Below are 20,028 nucleotides of genomic sequence, written 5' to 3' on the forward strand. Positions count from 1 at the left end.
TGCTTCTTTGTTGTTGGTTTCTACTTTAGGAAGGGATAACTAACGGCAATTGAGTTAAGTATGTAAAATAGCCCGCAGAAAAAATATTCATCTAATCAATAATTCGTTACGGAGAACACGATCGATGCGGACTCTACTGGGCTGCTTGTTGCCGGTGTGTATGCTGCCGATAGTGGCAAATGCGCAAGAGGCAACGGTGAAAGATGTGCATGATGCGCCTGCAGTACGTGGCAGCATTATCGCCAATATGTTGCAGGAGCATGATAATCCTTTCACCCTTTATCCTTATGACACCAACTACATCATCTATACCCAGACCAGCGATCTGAATAAAGAAGCGATTGCCAGCTACGACTGGGCAGAAAACGCGCGTAAGGATGAAGTGAAATTCCAGTTGAGTCTGGCGTTTCCGCTGTGGCGGGGGATTTTGGGGCCAAACTCTGTACTGGGCGCTTCCTACACCCAGAAATCCTGGTGGCAGCTTTCTAATAGCGAAGAGTCATCGCCGTTTCGTGAAACCAACTATGAACCGCAATTGTTCCTCGGTTTTGCTACCGATTACCGTTTTGCAGGCTGGACACTGCGCGATGTGGAGATGGGCTACAACCATGACTCGAACGGTCGTTCTGACCCGACGTCCCGTAGCTGGAACCGCCTTTATACCCGCCTGATGGCAGAAAACGGTAACTGGCTGGTAGAAGTGAAGCCGTGGTATGTGGTGGGTAATACGGACGATAACCCGGATATCACCAAATATATGGGTTACTACCAGCTTAAAATCGGCTATCACCTCGGTGATGCGGTATTGAGCGCGAAAGGGCAGTATAACTGGAACACCGGTTACGGCGGCGCAGAGTTAGGCTTAAGTTACCCAATCACCAAACATGTGCGTCTTTATACTCAGGTCTACAGCGGTTACGGCGAATCACTTATCGACTATAACTTTAACCAGACCCGCGTCGGTGTGGGGGTTATGCTAAACGACCTGTTCTAATGCGAGTTGAGCGGCAGGCAAAACTGGAATCTTACTTCCAACGTTATCCATCCTGGCGCTAAAAGCATTGCAGTTTCTCGCTCAGGCGCTGAAAATAGCGCCTGTTTTTATTTCAGGCAATCGGGGTGAATGTGGCGCAGGCGGAAGTGTTGAATCTGGAGTCCGGAGCTAAACAGGTTTTACAAGAAACCTTTGGCTACCAACAGTTTCGCCCAGGCCAGGAAGAAATTATCGACACCGTACTTTCCGGTCGCGATTGCCTCGTCGTTATGCCAACCGGCGGCGGCAAATCTCTGTGTTATCAAATTCCTGCGTTGTTATTGAACGGCCTGACCGTTGTTGTTTCACCACTGATTTCGTTGATGAAAGACCAGGTGGATCAACTGCAAGCCAACGGTGTGGCGGCGGCGTGCCTTAACTCAACGCAAACCCGCGAGCAGCAGCTTGAAGTGATGACTGGCTGCCGTACCGGGCAAATTCGCCTGCTGTATATCGCACCAGAACGCCTGATGCTGGATAACTTCCTTGAGCATCTGGCGCACTGGAATCCTGTCTTATTAGCCGTTGATGAAGCGCACTGTATTTCCCAATGGGGACACGATTTCCGCCCGGAATATGCTGCGCTTGGTCAACTGCGCCAGCGTTTCCCGATGCTGCCATTTATGGCGCTGACAGCCACCGCCGACGACACCACGCGACAAGATATTGTGCGCCTGCTCGGGTTGAACGATCCGCTGATTCAAATCAGCAGTTTTGACCGCCCGAATATTCGCTACATGTTGATGGAGAAGTTCAAACCACTCGATCAACTGATGCGTTACGTGCAGGAACAGCGGGGTAAGTCCGGCATTATTTACTGTAACAGTCGGGCGAAAGTGGAAGACACCGCCGCGCGTCTGCAAAGCAAGGGGATTAGCGCAGCAGCGTATCACGCCGGACTGGAAAACGATGTCCGCGCCGATGTGCAGGAGAAATTCCAGCGCGATGATCTGCAAATTGTCGTGGCGACCGTGGCGTTTGGCATGGGCATCAACAAGCCTAACGTTCGCTTCGTGGTGCATTTTGATATTCCGCGCAACATTGAATCCTATTATCAGGAAACCGGTCGCGCCGGGCGTGATGGCCTGCCAGCGGAAGCGATGCTGTTTTACGATCCGGCCGATATGGCGTGGCTGCGTCGTTGTCTGGAAGAAAAGCCACAAGGGCAGTTGCAGGATATCGAGCGCCATAAACTCAATGCGATGGGCGCATTTGCCGAAGCGCAAACCTGTCGCCGTCTGGTGTTGCTGAACTATTTTGGCGAAGGTCGTCAGGAGCCGTGCGGTAACTGCGATATCTGCCTCGATCCGCCGAAACAATACGACGGTTCAACCGATGCGCAGATTGCGCTTTCCACCATTGGCCGGGTGAATCAGCGTTTTGGTATGGGCTATGTGGTGGACGTGATTCGCGGTGCCAATAACCAGCGTATCCGCGACTACGGTCACGACAAACTGAAAGTCTATGGCATGGGGCGTGAGAAAAGCCATGAGCACTGGGTGAGCGTAATTCGCCAACTGATTCACCTCGGTCTGGTGACACAAAACATCGCCCAGCATTCTGCCCTACAACTGACAGAAGCCGCGCGCCCGGTGCTGCGTGGCGAATCCCCTCTGCAACTCGCCGTGCCGCGTATTGTGGCGCTTAAACCGAAGGTGATGCAGAAATCATTCGGCGGCAATTATGACCGCAAGCTGTTCGCTAAATTACGCAAACTGCGGAAGTCTATTGCTGATGAAAGCAATGTTCCGCCATATGTCGTGTTTAACGATGCAACGCTGATTGAGATGGCAGAGCAGATGCCGATCACCGCCAGCGAAATGTTGAGCGTTAACGGTGTCGGGATGCGTAAGCTGGAACGCTTTGGCAAACCGTTTATGACGCTGATCCGCGCGCATGTCGACGGCGACGACGAAGAGTAGTCATCGGCATAAAAAAGTGCCAGGATGAATATTCCGTAAACGTTTTCCCCACGAGTCAAATGTATGTTGATGTTATTCCTCACCGTTGCCATGGTGCATATTGTGGCGCTTATGAGTCCCGGTCCCGATTTCTTTTTTGTCTCTCAGACTGCCGTTAGTCGTTCCCGTAAAGAAGCGATGATGGGCGTGTTGGGTATTACCTGTGGTGTAATGGTTTGGGCAGGGATCGCGCTGCTTGGCTTGCATCTGATTATCGAAAAAATGGCCTGGCTGCATACGCTGATTATGGTTGGCGGTGGGCTGTATCTCTGCTGGATGGGTTACCAGATGCTGCGCGGCGCACTGAAAAAAGAGACGGTTTCCGCGCCTGCACCACAGGTGGAACTGGCGAAAAGTGGACGCAGTTTCCTGAAAGGTTTGCTGACGAATCTCGCCAATCCTAAAGCGATTATCTACTTTGGTTCGGTGTTCTCGCTGTTTGTCGGTGATAACGTCGGCACCACCGCTCGTTGGGGCATTTTCGCGCTGATCATTATCGAAACGCTGGCGTGGTTTACCGTCGTTGCCAGCCTGTTTGCTTTGCCGAAGATGCGCCGTGGTTATCAGCGCCTGTCGAAGTGGATCGATGGTTTTGCCGGAGCGTTATTTGCCGGATTTGGCATACATTTGATTATTTCGCGTTGATACCTGACGCGTCATCAGAGTAAGTCGGATAAGGCGTTTCGCCGTATCCGACATGATTTTCAGGCATGTCTGGCCGATGCCAACAGTGCTCCCACCAGCATAAACAACGAGCCGAAAATCTTATTCAACGCCTTCATTTGTTTTGGCCCTTTAATCCAGAGTGCAATCCGTTGGGCGAGGGTGGCGTAACCGATCATCACAATAATATCGACCACAATGGTGGTGACGCCGAGCACGATATACTGCATCAGTTGTGGCTGCTGGGGCATGATGAATTGTGGAAATAGCGCCGCCAGAAACACAATACTTTTGGGATTAGTAAGATTCACAAACACGGCTCGCTGAAACAAATGACGGCGAGATTGGGTTGGGGACAGCGACTTGAGGTCGATAGCTCCGGCGGCGCGCCATTGCTGAATTCCCAGCCAAATCAGGTAGGCGGCACCTGCCCATTTTAATATTTCAAAAGCAATAACCGAGCGTGAAAATAGCGTACCCAAACCCACACCAACCAATACAATATGAATCGCCAGTCCGGTTTGCAGTCCAGCGATAGACGCTAACGCACCGCGATAACCGTGGTTAAGTGAGGTCGTCATGGTGTTGATTGCGCCAGAGCCTGGCGAGAGGCTTAAAATGATCGATGTCAGCAAGTAGGCGAACCACCATTCAAAGGTCATGGGAATCTCCCGGATAGTCTATTTTTGTGCCACAATACGCTACTGTCGCGGCGTTGTGTCAGACACGCTTAAAAAAACGATTTTACGTGGTTTAAGAGGCAGATTACCCGATGTTTCAGCAGCAAAAAGACTGGGAAACAAGAGAAAAAGCGTTTGCTGCTTTTACGATGGGGCCACTGACTGACTTCTGGCGTCAGCGTGACGAGGCAGAGTTTATTGGCGTGGATGATATTCCGGTGCGCTTTGTCCGTTTTTGCGCTCCGCAACATGACCGGGTAGTCGTCGTTTGTCCGGGGCGCATTGAGAGCTATGTAAAGTATGCCGAACTAGCCTATGACCTGTTCCATCTGGGGTTTGATGTGTTAATCATCGACCATCGAGGGCAGGGACGCTCCGGTCGTCTGTTAGCCGATCCGCATCTCGGACACGTGAACCAGTTTAATGATTATGTCGATGACCTGGCGGCATTCTGGCAACAAGAGATCCAGCCAGGCCCGTGGCGTAAACGCTATATACTGGCACATTCGATGGGCGGCGCGATCTCCACATTATTTCTGCAACGCCATCCAGGTGTATGTGACGCCATTGCGCTAACTGCACCAATGTTCGGTATTGTGATTCGTATGCCGTCATTTATGGCGCGGAAAATCCTTAACTGGGCTGAAGCGCACCCACGTTTTCGTGATGGCTATGCAATAGGCACCGGTCGCTGGCGCGCGCTGCCGTTTGCCATCAATGTACTGACCCACAGCAGACAGCGATATCGACGTAATTTACGCTTCTATGCTGATGATCCAACGATTCGCGTCGGTGGGCCGACCTACCATTGGGTACGCGAAAGTATTCTGGCTGGCGAACAGGTGTTAGCCGGTGCGGGTGATGACGCCACACCAACGCTTCTCTTGCAGGCCGAAGAAGAACGTGTGGTAGATAACCGTATGCACGCCCGTTTTTGTGAACTCCGCGCCGCAGCGGGTCATCCTGTAGAAGGGGGGCGACCGCTGGTAATTAAAGGTGCGTACCACGAGATCCTTTTTGAAAAGGACGCAATGCGCTCAGTCGCGCTCCACGCCATCGTCGAATTTTTCGACCGGCATAACACATCCAGCGGAAGTCGCTCGTTATAGAGGTTTAAATTTCTTATGTATCAGGTTGTTGCGTCTGATTTAGATGGTACGTTACTTTCCCCCGACCATACGTTGTCCCCTTACGCCAAAGAAACGCTGAAATTGCTCACTGCGCGCGGTATCAACTTTGTGTTTGCGACCGGTCGCCACCACGTCGATGTGGGGCAAATTCGCGATAATCTGGAGATTAAGTCGTACATGATCACCTCCAATGGCGCGCGCGTTCACGACCTCGATGGCAATCTGATTTTTGCTCATAACCTGGATCATGACATTGCCAGCGATCTGTTTGGCGTGGTCAACGACAACCCGGACATCATTACTAACGTTTATCGTGATGATGAATGGTTTATGAACCGCCACCGCCCGGAAGAGATGCGCTTTTTTAAAGAAGCGGTATTCAAATATGCTCTGTATGAGCCGGGATTGCTGGAGCCGGAAGGCGTCAGCAAAGTATTCTTCACCTGCGATTCTCATGAAAAATTGTTACCACTTGAGCAAGCAATCAATGCTCGCTGGGGCGATCGCGTCAACGTCAGCTTCTCTACCTTAACCTGTCTGGAAGTGATGGCTGGCGGTGTTTCTAAAGGCCATGCGCTGGAAGCGGTGGCGAAGAAACTGGGTTACAGTCTGAAGGATTGCATTGCCTTTGGCGACGGGATGAACGACGCCGAAATGCTGTCGATGGCGGGGAAAGGTTGCATTATGGGCAGCGCGCACCAGCGTCTGAAAGATCTGCATCCGGAACTGGAAGTCATTGGGACTAATGCCGAAGACGCGGTGCCGCATTATCTGCGTAAGCTCTATTTATCGTAATTGTTCTTTATTTGTTCAGTTGTCAACCTGATACTTCGCTACAATGGATACTCGTTAATCAAAGAGTTTTCCATTGTGGCGCTACTAATCATCACCACTATTCTGTGGGCCTTCTCCTTTAGCTTTTACGGCGAGTACCTTGCGGGGCACGTCGACAGCTATTTTTCGGTGCTGGTACGCGTTGGCCTGGCGGCGCTCGTTTTCCTGCCGTTCCTGCGTACCCGAGGCAATAGCCTGAAAACCATTGGCCTGTATATGCTGGTGGGCGCGATGCAGCTTGGCATTATGTATATGCTTAGTTTCCGTGCCTATCTTTACCTGACTGTCTCTGAACTGCTGTTATTTACCGTCCTGACGCCGCTCTACATCACGCTGATTTATGACATCATGAGTAAGCGCCGTCTGCGCTGGGGCTACGCTTTTAGCGCCTTGCTGGCAGTTATTGGTGCCGGTATTATTCGTTACGATCAGGTCACTGACCATTTCTGGACTGGCCTGCTGCTGGTGCAACTCTCCAATATCACTTTCGCGATTGGTATGGTGGGCTATAAACGCCTGATGGAAACCCGCCCGATGCCGCAGCATAACGCCTTTGCGTGGTTCTATCTCGGCGCGTTCCTGGTGGCGGTGATTGCATGGTTCTTGCTGGGCAATACGCAGAAAATGCCGGAAACTACGCTGCAATGGAGCATTCTGGTGTTTCTTGGCGTGGTGGCCTCCGGGATTGGTTACTTTATGTGGAACTACGGCGCGACTCAGGTGGACGCCGGAACGCTGGGTATTATGAATAATATGCATGTTCCGGCAGGGCTGCTGGTTAACCTGGCAATCTGGCACCAACAGCCGCACTGGCCAACGTTTATTACAGGCGCGCTGGTGATCCTGGCCTCACTGTGGGTGCATCGTAAGTGGGTCGCTCCGCGCTCTTCACAAACGGCAGATGATCGCAGGCGTGATTGCGCGTTGAGCGAATAAACGCTTCCGTAACCGGCTGACGCTGCTCGCCATCGCGAACGGCGGCGTACAGTCGGCTCCACAATCCTTCGCCAAGGGTTTTAGTCACTACCAAACCCTGGCGTTCAAAGCTCTCCACCACCCAATGCGGCAGGGCGGCAATACCCATCCGCGCGGCAACCATCTGAATCAACAATAAGGTGTTATCGACGCTTTTCAGTGACGGACTGACGCCTGCGGGCTGAAGAAAATGCCGCCAGACATCCAGTCGGCTACGCTGCACCGGATAAATTAACAGCGTCTCGCTGGCGAGATCTTCCGGCGTGATCCGCGTTTTCGCAGCCAGTGGATGGTCAGGTGCTAACACCAGACGCACTTCATAATCGAACATTGGCGAGTAATGCAGGCCACTGCGCGGCAGAATATCGGATGTCATCACCAGATCCAGCTCGCCCTGTTGCAACGCGGGCTGCGGGTCAAAGGTTACGCCCGATTTAAAATCCGTCTCGACCTGCGGCCAGTTCTTATGAAAGTTTTCTAACGCGGGCGTCAGCCACTGAATACAGCTATGACATTCGATGGCGATACGCAGGCGAGTCTGCTGCGGTTCATTGCAGGCTTGCAGTGCCTGACTGATTTGCGGCAGTACCTGGTTTGCCAGTTGTAACAGGATTTCTCCCTGCGGCGTAAAGCGTAGCGGCTGGCTTTTACGCACAAATAGCCGGAAGCCAAGACGTTGTTCCAGATCGCTAAACTGGTGAGACAGGGCGGATTGCGTCTGATGCAACGTCGCCGCAGCGGCTGCGAGCGAGCCGCAGTTCCGCAACGCTTGTAGCGTTTTCAGGTGTTTTACTTCGATCATGAAAGTCCTTCACTTCGGCATGAATAATTTGCGCTTGAGGAATATACAGTAACCGCCAATTATGGATGTGTAAACATCTGGACGTCTAAATACTAAAAATTCCATAAGGGGCATATAATGACAATTCTTAATCACACCCTCGGTTTTCCTCGCGTTGGCCTGCGTCGCGAGCTGAAAAAAGCACAAGAAAGTTATTGGGCGGGGAACTCCACGCGTGAAGAATTACTGGCGGTGGGGCGTGAATTGCGTGCCCGTCACTGGGATCAACAAAAGCAGGCCGGTATCGACTTGCTGCCGGTGGGCGACTTTGCCTGGTACGATCATGTTCTGACCACCAGCCTGTTGCTGGGTAACGTTCCGGCGCGTCATCAGAACAAAGATGGTTCTGTAGATATCGACACCCTTTTCCGTATTGGTCGTGGACGTGCGCCAACTGGCGAACCTGCGGCGGCGGCGGAAATGACCAAATGGTTTAACACCAACTATCACTACATGGTGCCGGAGTTCGTTAAAGGGCAGCAATTCAAACTGACCTGGACGCAGTTGCTGGATGAAGTGGATGAGGCGCAGGCGCTGGGTCACAAGGTGAAACCTGTGCTACTGGGACCGGTCACCTACCTGTGGCTGGGTAAAGTGAAAGGTGAACAGTTTGATCGCCTGAGTCTGCTGAATGACATTCTGCCGGTTTATCAGCAAGTTCTGGCGGAACTGGCAAAACGTGGCATTGAGTGGGTACAGATCGACGAACCGGCGCTGGTACTGGAACTGCCGCAGGCGTGGCTGGACGCGTATAAACCTGCTTACGATGCACTGCAGGGGCAGGTGAAACTGCTGTTGACCACCTATTTTGAAGGCGTAACACCGAACCTCGACACGATTACTGCGCTGCCTGTTCAGGGTCTGCATGTCGACCTCGTACATGGCAAAGATGATGTAGCAGAACTACACAAGCGCCTGCCTTCTGACTGGCTGCTGTCTGCCGGACTGGTCAATGGTCGTAACGTCTGGCGCGCCGATCTCACCGAGAAATATGCGCAAATTAAGGACATTGTCGGTAAACGTGATTTATGGGTGGCATCTTCCTGCTCACTGCTTCATAGCCCTATCGACCTGAGCGTGGAAACGCGCCTTGATGCAGAAGTGAAAAGCTGGTTTGCCTTCGCCCTGCAAAAATGTCATGAACTGGCACTGCTACGCGATGCGTTGAACAGTGGTGACACGGCAGCTCTGGCAGAGTGGAGCGCACCGATTCAGGCGCGCCGTCACTCAACCCGAGTACATAATCCGGCGGTAGAAAAACGTCTGGCAGCCATTACCGCCCAGGACAGTCAGCGTGCGAATGTCTATGAAGTGCGTGCTGAAGCCCAGCGTGCGCGTTTTAAACTGCCCGCATGGCCGACCACCACGATTGGTTCCTTCCCGCAAACCACGGAAATTCGTACCCTGCGTCTGGATTTCAAAAAGGGCAATCTTGACGCAAACAACTACCGCACGGGTATTGCGGAACATATCAAGCAGGCCATTGTTGAGCAGGAACGTTTGGGATTGGATGTGCTGGTGCACGGCGAAGCTGAACGTAACGACATGGTGGAATACTTTGGCGAGCATCTCGACGGTTTTGTCTTCACACAAAACGGTTGGGTACAGAGCTACGGTTCCCGCTGCGTTAAGCCGCCGATTGTCATTGGTGACGTTAGCCGTCCGGCGCCGATTACCGTTGAGTGGGCAAAGTATGCGCAATCGCTGACTGACAAACCGGTGAAAGGGATGCTGACGGGGCCGGTGACGATTCTCTGCTGGTCGTTCCCGCGTGAAGATGTCAGCCGTGAAACCATCGCTAAACAGATCGCTTTGGCGCTGCGTGATGAAGTGGCGGATCTGGAAGCCGCTGGAATTGGCATCATCCAGATTGACGAACCGGCACTGCGCGAAGGTTTACCGCTGCGTCGCAGCGACTGGGATGCCTATCTCCAGTGGGGCGTAGAGGCCTTCCGTATCAACGCCGCCGTGGCGAAGGATGAAACGCAAATTCACACCCACATGTGTTATTGCGAGTTCAACGACATCATGGATTCGATTGCGGCGCTGGACGCAGACGTCATTACCATTGAAACTTCGCGCTCCGACATGGAGTTGCTGGAGTCGTTTGAAGAGTTTGATTATCCGAATGAAATCGGTCCTGGCGTCTATGACATTCACTCGCCAAACGTACCGAGCGTGGAATGGATTGAATCCCTGCTGAAGAAAGCGGCACAACGTATTCCGGCAGAGCGCCTGTGGGTCAACCCGGACTGCGGCCTGAAAACGCGTGGTTGGCCAGAAACCCGCGCGGCACTGGCGAACATGGTGCAGGCGGCGCAGAATTTGCGTCGGGGGTGATGAGTATTAACGAGTCACTGTAAATTGCAGTTCGATGATGGCTTCCAGCACTGGAAGCCATTTTGCTATGTGTGCCTGGTATTAAGTGGATCTTCAGGAGCAGAAAATTAATTGCGGATTTCTTAAATACTCAATGCACCACTGACAGGCTTTGCCCATACCATCGGAACGAGCGGCAAGAAATAACTTGGTGGCGTGTTTATGTTCGCGCATCGGCTTTTTCAGTAATTTACCGCTATTTAATAACGGCAATGCCAGATGATGTGGAATATAACCAATACCGACGTTTTGTTCTATTAAGGCGATTGCCGTAGTGAAGTCAGGAACAAAAATGGGTTTTTGTCCTTCCAGTAGCCAGGCTTGCATCGGGGGGAAATTAACGGAGGTATCGCGGATACAAACCGCCGGATAATGACGCAATTCACTGTTTTCTAATGGATGCCGCTTCGCTGCCAGTGGGTGGAGTGGGCTGACGACAAAATCCCATTCCATTTGTCCGACCGGTTCGCTAATGATGCCTTCACTGCTTGGCACTGCATGAGGAGCACCGTAGACCAGATCGGCACGCTTACTGTACAGCGCATCCCAGCAGCCGTTGTATACCTCAAGATCTACCGTCAGTGTTGTTGATGTGAATTGCCGTTCAAAATCTCGAATGAATGCCACCAGCAAATCACCAGGAATAATATTGTTCACCGCAATTGTCAGTTCACGTTCAATACCATCGTGAATCAGCACTGTGTTGCGCTTTAATGCTTCCAGGTCGCCCAGAATAGTTTTGCTATGTTCGATGAAGTAACTCCCGGCCGGAGATAATTCAATATAGCGTCCCTTACGAATGAACAGTTCAACGCCCAGACTCTCTTCCGCTTTCTTAATGGTGTAGCTGATGGCGGAAGGAACTTTATTTAACTGCTCGGCTGCGGTGGTAATGCTCTGGTGTCTGGCGACCAGATGAATAACACGAAGCGTTTCGTCTGAGATGAACATAAGGCTCCCTGGTCAGTGGTAAAGTGGCTGAATCACTCCAGATTCAGCCGTAATCATTGCTTGAGTATACCCAGGAATTAGCGGTGTTGACTTACCCGACTGAGAATCGCATACGCGATGCATGCCACCAGAATAGAGTCCACCGAAGGGATCGTCGTCAGGGTGAATAAGCCTTTTACCGTCATAAAGCCAACCGCAGCGCCTATGATCCAGGCTGCGAATGTCAGCACTTTAATCTGTGACTCCTGGGCTAATACTGACTCTTGATAGCCATTACGGCGATAAAGGAAAAAGTCAGCGATATAAATTCCGGCAACGGGTGGCGTGGCGATACCGAGGAACAGCAGAAACGGAATAAACCACGCCATAATATCCAGACTGCCTACGATGGCGGAAAGGATACCCAGCGCCACGGTAATCTGCCATTTTGGAAAGCGGGTAAGCAGCGTGGAAACCACCAGCGTGCCCTGGAACATATTGCCCGCGTTACCGGTGACGCAGGCGAAAATCAATAACAGCGCCGCGGGCAGAACCGCACCGAATACCGCCATTGCACCCAGTAAAGATCCCTGACCGCTAATGGCGCTCGGCGTTGCACCCGCCCAGTAGAGCAGAGGGTAGGCAACCAGAAACGTCACGCCTGCGGCAATCAGCGCATGTTTGCGGTTATGCACAAAGCTACCGAAATCAGGCAGTGTGGCAACCAGTACAATAATCGTACCAACAACGGTGGAAACGGCGACACCCGTATTCATCTCCACTATCGCTGCTGGTGCTGCTACTTCGGTATGGGTTGCCACATAGAGGATGTAACACAGCACCAGCGCGATAACTGGCACGGCAATCTGGGCAATTTTTCCCAGAACGGCAAAACCAAATGCCGTAGAGGCGACAAAAATGACACAACCAAGCGCCACTAACAGTGCCAGTGGAACTTCCAGCCCATGCTGGGCCAGTAAGTCATGTACCGAATGACCAAACATATTGGCGGTAACGGCAATCCAACCGAACAGACTTATCGCCATCAAAATGTTAATGGCAATGGCCCCTTTTTCGCCAAACGAATATTTCACAATGCCATACGTTGGCAGGCGGGCTTTTTCTCCAACGCTAATGGTGATGGTAGAAAGTAAGGTCAGAATGACGCCGCCTAACAATACGACGCTAATTAAACTGCCGCTGGAAAGTTGATTGCCGAGGCTTGAGGATGACAACAGCACAGGTGTGACGGCAATACCCAGCAAAATCATGGCAATACGCAATCCTGATGCCGTATTCAGATTCTCTTCTTTTTTACGCATAGTATGTTCCCTTTATAAATGCGCGTTACACAGTATGAAAATGCCCGGTGTATTTGCGCCAGCTACCCAGTTCTGTAATTTCCCGTTGGCCTTCCGTCAGCCAGTTTTCTGCCAGTACGCCCAGCACTTCGCTACCATCGGCAAGTTTGATTTTGCCAATTGCCAGTCCGGCAGGTTCGCTCATTAATAGAGCGGCAAAACTGGCCAGTGGCAGTTGCCAAATTTCTACGTCGACGTGTGTTCCCCCTTCATTCACGCGAATCATTCCCGGATGGCGATCGTTAATACTCCACAACCGGTAATGGGCGTCAGTTCGGTCTTCACGGACAAAAATGCCGCCCGCTTTTTGCATATTTGGGTTGAGTTCCAGGCCGCGCATCAGCGTTCCGTTAACGGCTAAAAGTGTTGTAGTCATTGAGTTCTCCAGAGAATTAAAGGGTTATCCATGTGCCGCTCTGATGCGAAAGGGCTGCTTTTATGGTTTGCGGTGAAGTAATCAGGCCGCTGGCCTGTTTGCCTTGTTGCAGGCTGGTATTGATGAAATCAACAATGGCTTCCACTTTTGGTTGCATACTGCCGATACCAAATTGACCTTCCCGCAACAGCGTTTGTGCTTCGGCAACGCTGATAGCATCGAGCCACTGTTGTTGTGGTGTACCAAAGTTAATCGCCACTTTTTCTACACCGGTGGGGATCACCAGTAGATCCGCGGCCAACTGACTGGCGAGCAGCGCGGAGGCCAGATCTTTATCGATCACAGCTTCCACACCTTTCAGTTGTTGCCCGTCTCGCACCACCGGAATACCACCACCGCCGCAGGCAATGACCAGATATCCCTGGCGCACCAGATGAGCGATGGTGCCATGTTCAATAATTTCCAGTGGCGCAGGAGAGGGAACCGTACGCCGCCATCCGCGCCCGGCATCCTCCATCAGAGTCCAGCCGAGTTGTTGTTGGCGTTGTTGAGCCGTTACTTCATCGAGAAATGCGCCAATCGGTTTACTGGGGCTGGTGAAAGCATCGTCATGTGGGTTGACTCGCGTTTGTGTCACCAGCGCAATTACCGGTTTGTTTATGCCACGGCGAGCCAGTTCGTTATGCAGTGCCTTCTGGAACATGTAGCCAATAGCACCTTGTGTATCACCCACGGCGTAATCAAGCGGAACCGGAGAAACTTCGTTACTGGCAAGTTCTGAGCGGCGCAGAATAAAGCCCACCTGCGGCCCATTACCGTGGGTTAGCACCAGATCCCATCCGGCTTCAACCATATCAACGATATGCTGCACGCTTTCCATCACTGCAACATATTGATCGGGGATACTATTGTGCTGATCGTCTTGGATGAGCGCATTGCCGCCAACCGCGACAACAGCCAGAGGCTTAACCATGATGATTCTCCTTTGCGACGATCTCAGCCAGTGCACGTACAGCGGCGACAAAACAGGCCATTGGCGCAGTGGTGATCCCGGCACCAATTTGCCCGATCCCCGCTTGTTTGTGGGCGATACCCGTATTGATGACCGGTAAAATGCCGCGGTCGGTCACTTTACGCGCATCAATCCCTGCTGCGGTGGGGGCAAAATTGAGAGCCGGAAGTGTAAATGCGGGATTGCCGCCGAGGGTGATTGCCTGCATCCGGCGGCTGTTATTGGTGGCATCGGCAGGGGTGCCTCCCACAAATTTGACGATCGCCGGAGATGACGCCATCGCGAAGCCACCCACACCTGCGGTTTCGGTAATTGCGCTATCGCCCAGGTCAGCAGCGGCGTCGTCAACGCCAAATCCGGGGAAGAACAGACCTTCAACTGCATTGGCGGGAGCCTGGAACCAGCGATCGCCAGTACCGGAAAGCCGAATACCAAAATTCACCCCGTTACGCGCCATTACCGTAACCATTGAACTGAACGGTACATTGGTGGCGGCATCCATCATCGCTTTGCAGGCAGCCATCGACAGATTAAGGAAGAAGTGATCGTTACTGGTGATAAATGCCACGGCGCGCTGGATATGTTCTTGTGGAAGAGAGCTGGCCAGCAATGCCGGAAGAAGACGCTTAATCAGCAAACCTGTAGCAGCGGCATTGCGATTATGAACTTCATCCCCCATATGCAGCGCCTGCGCCATTAATGGCTTGAGTTCCAGCTCGCCGTGTTGTGCGATTGCTGCTTTCATTGCCGGAGCCAGCTCATCGCGCATCCAGGCCAGACGATTGAGAACTTCGTCGTTATTGGCACCAAAACGGAGAACCTTACCCAGACCTTCATTGAAATTGCTAAAAGTACGGTGGCCGTTGGTTTTGTTTTCTACCACCCATAACGGCATTGACGGGCTGATGATGCCTGCCATTGGGCCAACCGCGTGATAATGATGACAAGGGGCAAGGTCGATATCGCCTGCGGTTATCTGGTTTTCTGCATCTTGCTGGTTGGTGGCCCAACCTTCGTACAGCATGGCACCAATAATCGCTCCTTTTACCGGACCACACATCTCTTCCCAGGCAATCGGCGGACCAGAGTGCAAAATACGTTTTTGTTCAGCCATTGCTGGAATGGCCTCTTTAGCGAGCATGACATCCACCAGCACAGGTTGTGCTTCGAGATAACGTGTCATGGCGATTTGGTTGGCATTTTCTACCAGTGGATGACGTAGCAACGATGCCAGATCCAATCCAGCGTCAATATCGCCTTGTGCTGGTGGTTGCCAGTTGAGGGCAATTGCGCTTCCCCCGGCGTGTTGAATATTGTCAGCAAAACTGTGTAGTCCCGTGTTCACGACCTTCAAAGGCTGATTAAATAAGGTGTTCATGCGTTTAGCCCCTTTTTCTGCAACTGAGTCTGCGCAACGGTGCTGGCCCATAGCGCCGCCTGTGCATTACTGCCGGCGATGATGACGCCTGCGTTTTGCAGCGCACTTATCTGTTGGCTGCGTACTTGTGGATCAGCTTCTGTTCCGCAAACGTGCGCAATCAGCAACGGTGCGTTATTCATGTTGATGTGTGAAAGTTGCTCCAGTAATTCGCTGGCAGGCATAGCGGAAGCGCCATAACCAAGTACCAGGTCGAATAACACGACGGCAGTGTGTGAGTCGTTGAGTTCGTTGAGCAGACGTTGATTGCGCAGAGTCGGGTCGATCATTGGATGCGGTTTGCCACGGGTGAAATCATCGTCGCCCATATCGATCAGCGTGTGTTCTTCGCTTTGCCAGATATTTGCCAGTGTGCGATTACCCGCAACTGGCGTATTGGAGGCTGCGCTGAATCCCTTTTGTTGGCAGATAAGTTGCGCTTCGTAACAGAAGGTTCCTCCGACGAAAACTCCGCGTATCGCCTGGCGATGGGCTGACAGATGTTGGCTGGCGTGTTCTAACATTGCGAGGTCGGCAGAGGAAACCTCTGTCTCAACAGCCGGAAGAGGCTGAGCATTTAGCAACGCCACGGCGATATCCGCAGCGCTGGCCAGCGTGGTGGCAGCGGTGATATTGGGGCGTGCCAGATCGTGCGGATTTGCACCGAGGAAATTCACTACCACGGGTTTTCCACAAGCCTCGGCACGCTCCAGAATATTTTGGGCAACGATGGGTGACGGCGGTTTTGAAATCAGCACAATCACGCGCGTTTCATCATCTTGCGCCAGTGCATCTAAAGCAAAGAGCATCGATATTCCACCAATCTCTTCATGGAGATCATGCCCACCTGTTCCCAGAGCCTGAGAAATGCCTGCTCCGAGCCGGTCGATTCGGCAAGTCACTTCCTGTAACCCGGTGCCGGATGCACCGATAACACCAATTGCTCCGCGTTTCACCACATTGGCGAAGCCTAACGGAATTCCGTTAACAATGGCGGTTCCACAGTCCGGCCCCATTACGATGCGCTGACGTTCCCGGGCTAGAGTTTTGATGGATTTTTCCTGCTCGATACTGACGTTATCGCTGAACATCATCACGTTCATTCCGAGGTTTAACGCTTTAATCGCTTCGGCGGCGGCGTAGTCTCCCGGTACAGAAATGAGTGCCAGGTTGGCTTCGGGTTCGGCTTCCAGTGCCATTTCCAGACTGACCTTTTCCGGTGTTTTAATGCCACTATCCGTTTCATCATCAGGCTTGCTGGTCAGACGTTGTTGGGCCAGCACCAGTGCTTCATTGCAAATCTCTTCTTCACCCATAACCGCGATCACTAAATCATTGGGGCTGGCGTTGATTTCGTCGCCCAGAACCGCATCGCGCAATTGTTCGAGATTATTGGGCGTTCCCATGACGACCGAGGCCTGTTGAATACCGGGCAACTTGCTGATTTGCGCGGAAATCTGCATCAGAGACACTGAGTCCTGATAAAGATTGCTGAAAACTTTATATTTAACTTTCATGCTGTTATGCCTGTTTCATTCCGCCCGATAGCAAAATTCGGGCAAAGCATCCCCGTGTAGCGCCATAAACGGGCTACGGGAGAAAAGGTTGAAATCAATTCATGGTGTTCAGGGTTCGAAAGCCATGCAGCATTCCTGCAAGGCAGTCCACTCCTGACGTTGCGCCAAATTGCATGACCCGTTCAGCATAAGATGCGATGGTCATTGCCGATGCGCCCCCAACCAGTTGTGCGAGTAACTGGCAAATCGGTTCTGAAAAATGTCCCTGAAGTGCACGCTCCAGATAATGACGACTAATATCCGTGGTGTTGTGTGCATGTTGGTTAATTGCCTGCTGCAACCGGTATTGATGATCGGCAAGTGGTGCAGGTAGTTGCCATAACCAGAGCGCCGCCAGATAGCCCAGCAAATAGTCATCACCATCGGGCGTTAAGCCTTTGCCAAAGCCGATCAGTTGTGGCACCTGGCGTTCCAGCGCATCTGGATGTTCCATAATCTCTAATCCATCGTGCATGAGGCTATCCGGCAGGTGCAATGTGCTTTGAACGTTATGCTCCAGACAAAATAAAAGCCGTTGCGATGCCATTGTTGGGTAGTGCTGTAAAACCAAAGGGAACGCCTCAAGTGTCAACATTCCCCCCACAAATGGCGGCTGCCAGAGTGTTGTGTTATGAAGCACCACGTAAAAGCGAGGTGTTTGTAGCAAGCCAGGGGTTAACTGAACAGGATCTGAACGGGCGATCTCTCTTCGCCAGTCCCAACGCTCAGGCAGGATGACTCTGGCGGCATCAGGGAGATTCAGATACGTTTGCGCACACAGCAGGGTGATGAATGTTCCCGCTTCTGAAGACAGATTTACCGCATGCTTAAAAGCACTATGCAGACGTAAATTTTGCGTTTCATTCCGCGGAAAAAGATACCCCAACGACGATGCGCAAAGCGTAACCTGTACCATCGGTGTTAGCCTTCCAGACCTGCAATAATGGCTTTGGAATCAGTTACCCAACCGAAAATGGCACCTTGTGCTTTGATCATTTCCAGGGCGTATTTCTGGAATTCCGGGAAATAGGAGCCAACACAATCTTCCGGGATGATGCATTCATAGCCACGGTCATTTGCTTCGCGCACGGTGGTGGTTACGCAAACTTCGGTAGTCACACCACAAACAATCAGCGTCTTGATACCGTGGTTTTGCAAAATCAGATGTAAGTCGGTTTGATAAAAAGCGCCTTTGCCAGGTTTATCAATCACCGGTTCGCCTGCTACCGGGTACAGTTCAGGAATGATGTCATGACCTGCTTCACCTCTGACCAGAATGCGTCCCATCGGTCCTGGTTCACCAATAAAGGTTTTACCACCGCGTGTCAGTTTGGCTGGTGGGCAGTCGCTTAAGTCAGCGCGATGGCCTTCACGGGTATGAATAACCATAATTCCTTTTTGACGTGCGGCTGCCAGCACCTCTGTACATGGCGCGATAGCCGTGCGAACCAGCGAAACATCATTACCCAATGCCTCACCGAAGCCTCCTGCCTCGACAAAGTCACGCTGCATGTCGATCATGACCAGTGCAGTCGTACACGGATCAAAAGGTAATTCAAAGGGTTGGGCCTGAAAAATGGATTGCATCATGGTAAATCTCCTGTCTGATGTTTAAACGATCCGGTTGTTCTGAGAGCGAGTATTCAGGAGAAAAGCGGTATAAAACAGGAAAAAAGTTTGCCGCACAGCAACGAAATTTTTGCATTCAGCAGGTGGTGTGATGACGAATGTGAAGGGGGTCAAATAGTGGCATACAGCAACAAATTTTTTGATGCTGTATGTTTTTGAGATTAAAAAAATCGTTGAAATTGTGTGAGCTTAATCATCAGATTTAGCGGCAATGGCGTTACTTTTTAACACCATACTGCGTAAACCATTCCAGCATTCGCTGCCAGCCGTCTTGCGCAGACTCGGCATGATAGCTCGGGCGATAATCGGCGTTGAATGCATGTCCGGCATCCGGGTAAACGATAATCTCCGCTTTCGCGTTCGCTGCCCGCAGCGCCTGGCGCATGGTTTCAACGCTCTCCTGCGGAATGCTGTTATCCTGACCGCCGTACAACCCGAGAACCGGGGCATTAAGGTCAGTCGCGATATCAACAGGCTGTTTCGGTGAATTTAATGTTTTGTCGCCCGTCAGTTTGCCATACCACGCTACTGCCGCTTTCAGTTGCGGGTTATGCGCGGCATACAGCCAGGCGATTCGCCCACCCCAGCAAAATCCAGTGATCATTAAGCGATGCACATCACCGCCATTGCGTGACGCCCAACTGGCGACGTGATCGAGATCGGCAAGCACCTGTGAGTCAGGTACTTTTTCTACCAGACCACTTAACAGCGTCGGGATGTCGGTGAAATCATTCGGATCGCCTTCGCGGAAGTAAAGTTCTGGTGCGATAGCCAGATACCCCTCCAGCGCCAGACGGCGACAAATGTCGCGGATATGTTCATGCACACCAAAAATTTCCTGCACTACAATGACCACAGGTAGTGGGCCATCGCTCTGCTTTGGACGAGCATGATAAGCAGGCATGTTATCCCCTTGTGAAGGGATAGAGGTGAACCCTGCCACAATCGTATCGTCCGGGGTATGAACAATTGTTGAGGCGAGGGGTGATGCAGCAGGTGCAAATCCGGATTGTTGTGTTGTTGTCATGGGATTCTCCGTACCCTTATGAAAATTTTGCGCAATGTTAACTATAGTCAGCGTGCAACAATTCACATTGCCTCAAATGGCTCATCTTTTAAGCAGCCTTACTGACTTAAGAGCAAATTATGTGATTTAAGTCACTTTTGATGAGTAAATGTATGCAACACATTTGCATCATAGTGATGATTATCACGAAAAAATGTTAATCCCTTCGGTAAAGTATCTTTTTG

The 20,028-nt window shown here is 51.7% G+C and carries 18 protein-coding genes; 7 read left to right on the plus strand and 11 right to left on the minus strand.

Annotated features, from left to right (window positions below; translation table 11 throughout):
• Positions 1-124 precede the first annotated feature (124 nt).
• From pldA to rhtC, 3 genes are all read left to right on the plus strand, one after another.
• Positions 125-994, plus strand: a complete 870-nt coding sequence (gene pldA, locus ESM_RS0108090) for a phospholipase A (protein ID WP_001259597.1) — start codon at positions 125-127, stop codon at positions 992-994.
• Positions 995-1,125: 131 nt separating this feature from the next.
• The gene (gene recQ, locus ESM_RS0108095; RefSeq protein ID WP_010377407.1) at positions 1,126-2,955 is read left to right on the plus strand and encodes an ATP-dependent DNA helicase RecQ; all 1,830 of its coding nucleotides are present in this window, start codon (positions 1,126-1,128) and stop codon (positions 2,953-2,955) included.
• Between the two features lie 63 nt (positions 2,956-3,018).
• The gene (gene rhtC / locus ESM_RS0108100; protein WP_000928833.1) at positions 3,019-3,639 is read left to right on the plus strand and encodes a threonine export protein RhtC; all 621 of its coding nucleotides are present in this window, start codon (positions 3,019-3,021) and stop codon (positions 3,637-3,639) included.
• Positions 3,640-3,698: 59 nt separating this feature from the next.
• Here the strand turns inward: rhtC and rhtB are convergent, their stop codons facing one another.
• Positions 3,699-4,319, minus strand: a complete 621-nt coding sequence (rhtB, locus tag ESM_RS0108105; protein ID WP_000142511.1) for a homoserine/homoserine lactone efflux protein — start codon at positions 4,317-4,319, stop codon at positions 3,699-3,701.
• Between the two features lie 110 nt (positions 4,320-4,429).
• Here rhtB and pldB point away from each other — a divergent pair, with 110 nt between their 5' ends.
• The 3 genes from pldB to bioP all read left to right on the plus strand — a co-directional run bounded on the left by pldB (position 4,430) and on the right by bioP (position 7,237).
• The gene (gene pldB, locus ESM_RS0108110) at positions 4,430-5,446 is read left to right on the plus strand and encodes a lysophospholipase L2 (protein ID WP_000487633.1); all 1,017 of its coding nucleotides are present in this window, start codon (positions 4,430-4,432) and stop codon (positions 5,444-5,446) included.
• Between the two features lie 15 nt (positions 5,447-5,461).
• On the plus strand, positions 5,462-6,262 hold the full coding sequence (yigL, locus tag ESM_RS0108115; RefSeq protein WP_000285344.1) for a sugar/pyridoxal phosphate phosphatase YigL: 801 nt from the start codon (positions 5,462-5,464) through the stop codon (positions 6,260-6,262).
• Positions 6,263-6,337: 75 nt separating this feature from the next.
• Positions 6,338-7,237: a biotin transporter gene (bioP, locus tag ESM_RS0108120; protein ID WP_001196250.1), complete on the plus strand. Its 900-nt coding sequence runs from the start codon at positions 6,338-6,340 to the stop codon at positions 7,235-7,237.
• On the opposite strand, the gene metR is transcribed toward bioP, so the two are convergent.
• The gene (metR, locus tag ESM_RS0108125) at positions 7,125-8,078 is read right to left on the minus strand and encodes an HTH-type transcriptional regulator MetR (RefSeq protein ID WP_000573631.1); all 954 of its coding nucleotides are present in this window, start codon (positions 8,076-8,078) and stop codon (positions 7,125-7,127) included. The genes bioP and metR overlap by 113 nt on opposite strands.
• Before the next feature lie 117 nt (positions 8,079-8,195).
• On the opposite strand from metR, the gene metE reads away from it, so the two are divergent.
• Positions 8,196-10,457, plus strand: a complete 2,262-nt coding sequence (metE, locus tag ESM_RS0108130; protein WP_000153915.1) for a 5-methyltetrahydropteroyltriglutamate--homocysteine S-methyltransferase — start codon at positions 8,196-8,198, stop codon at positions 10,455-10,457.
• Between the two features lie 93 nt (positions 10,458-10,550).
• Here metE and ESM_RS0108135 read toward each other — a convergent pair whose 3' ends face one another.
• The 9 genes from ESM_RS0108135 to ESM_RS0108175 all read right to left on the minus strand — a co-directional run bounded on the left by ESM_RS0108135 (position 10,551) and on the right by ESM_RS0108175 (position 19,804).
• On the minus strand, positions 10,551-11,447 hold the full coding sequence (locus ESM_RS0108135; protein ID WP_000470721.1) for a LysR substrate-binding domain-containing protein: 897 nt from the start codon (positions 11,445-11,447) through the stop codon (positions 10,551-10,553).
• A 77-nt stretch (positions 11,448-11,524) separates the two neighbouring features.
• A complete protein-coding gene (locus ESM_RS0108140; RefSeq protein ID WP_001227359.1) occupies positions 11,525-12,748 on the minus strand; it encodes a cytosine permease in 1,224 nt (407 codons plus the stop codon).
• A 25-nt stretch (positions 12,749-12,773) separates the two neighbouring features.
• Positions 12,774-13,163, minus strand: coding sequence for an allophanate hydrolase-related protein (locus tag ESM_RS0108145; protein WP_000214035.1), 390 nt, complete (start codon positions 13,161-13,163; stop codon positions 12,774-12,776).
• A gap of 16 nt (positions 13,164-13,179) precedes the next feature.
• Positions 13,180-14,136 carry a carbamate kinase gene (arcC, locus tag ESM_RS0108150; RefSeq protein ID WP_000240541.1) on the minus strand — a complete coding sequence of 319 codons (957 nt, stop codon included), beginning with the start codon at positions 14,134-14,136 and terminating at the stop codon, positions 13,180-13,182.
• Entirely contained in the window at positions 14,129-15,553 is a 1,425-nt protein-coding gene (locus ESM_RS0108155; RefSeq protein WP_001093948.1) for a DUF1116 domain-containing protein, read from the minus strand. Before ESM_RS0108155 ends, arcC begins: the two co-directional genes overlap by 8 nt.
• Complete coding sequence (gene fdrA, locus ESM_RS0108160; RefSeq protein WP_000865649.1) at positions 15,550-17,109, minus strand: acyl-CoA synthetase FdrA; 1,560 nt, start codon at positions 17,107-17,109, stop codon at positions 15,550-15,552. The genes ESM_RS0108155 and fdrA overlap by 4 nt, the downstream gene beginning before the upstream one ends.
• Before the next feature lie 94 nt (positions 17,110-17,203).
• Positions 17,204-18,064, minus strand: coding sequence for a DUF2877 domain-containing protein (locus tag ESM_RS0108165; protein ID WP_000250977.1), 861 nt, complete (start codon positions 18,062-18,064; stop codon positions 17,204-17,206).
• Between the two features lie 5 nt (positions 18,065-18,069).
• Complete coding sequence (locus tag ESM_RS0108170; RefSeq protein WP_000983733.1) at positions 18,070-18,738, minus strand: cysteine hydrolase family protein; 669 nt, start codon at positions 18,736-18,738, stop codon at positions 18,070-18,072.
• Positions 18,739-18,994: 256 nt separating this feature from the next.
• A complete protein-coding gene (locus ESM_RS0108175; RefSeq protein WP_010377425.1) occupies positions 18,995-19,804 on the minus strand; it encodes a dienelactone hydrolase family protein in 810 nt (269 codons plus the stop codon).
• Between the last annotated feature and the right edge of the window lie 224 nt (positions 19,805-20,028).

Origin of the sequence: Escherichia sp. TW09308 (genome assembly GCF_000208565.1) — a bacterium.
GTDB lineage: Bacteria > Pseudomonadota > Gammaproteobacteria > Enterobacterales > Enterobacteriaceae > Escherichia > Escherichia marmotae.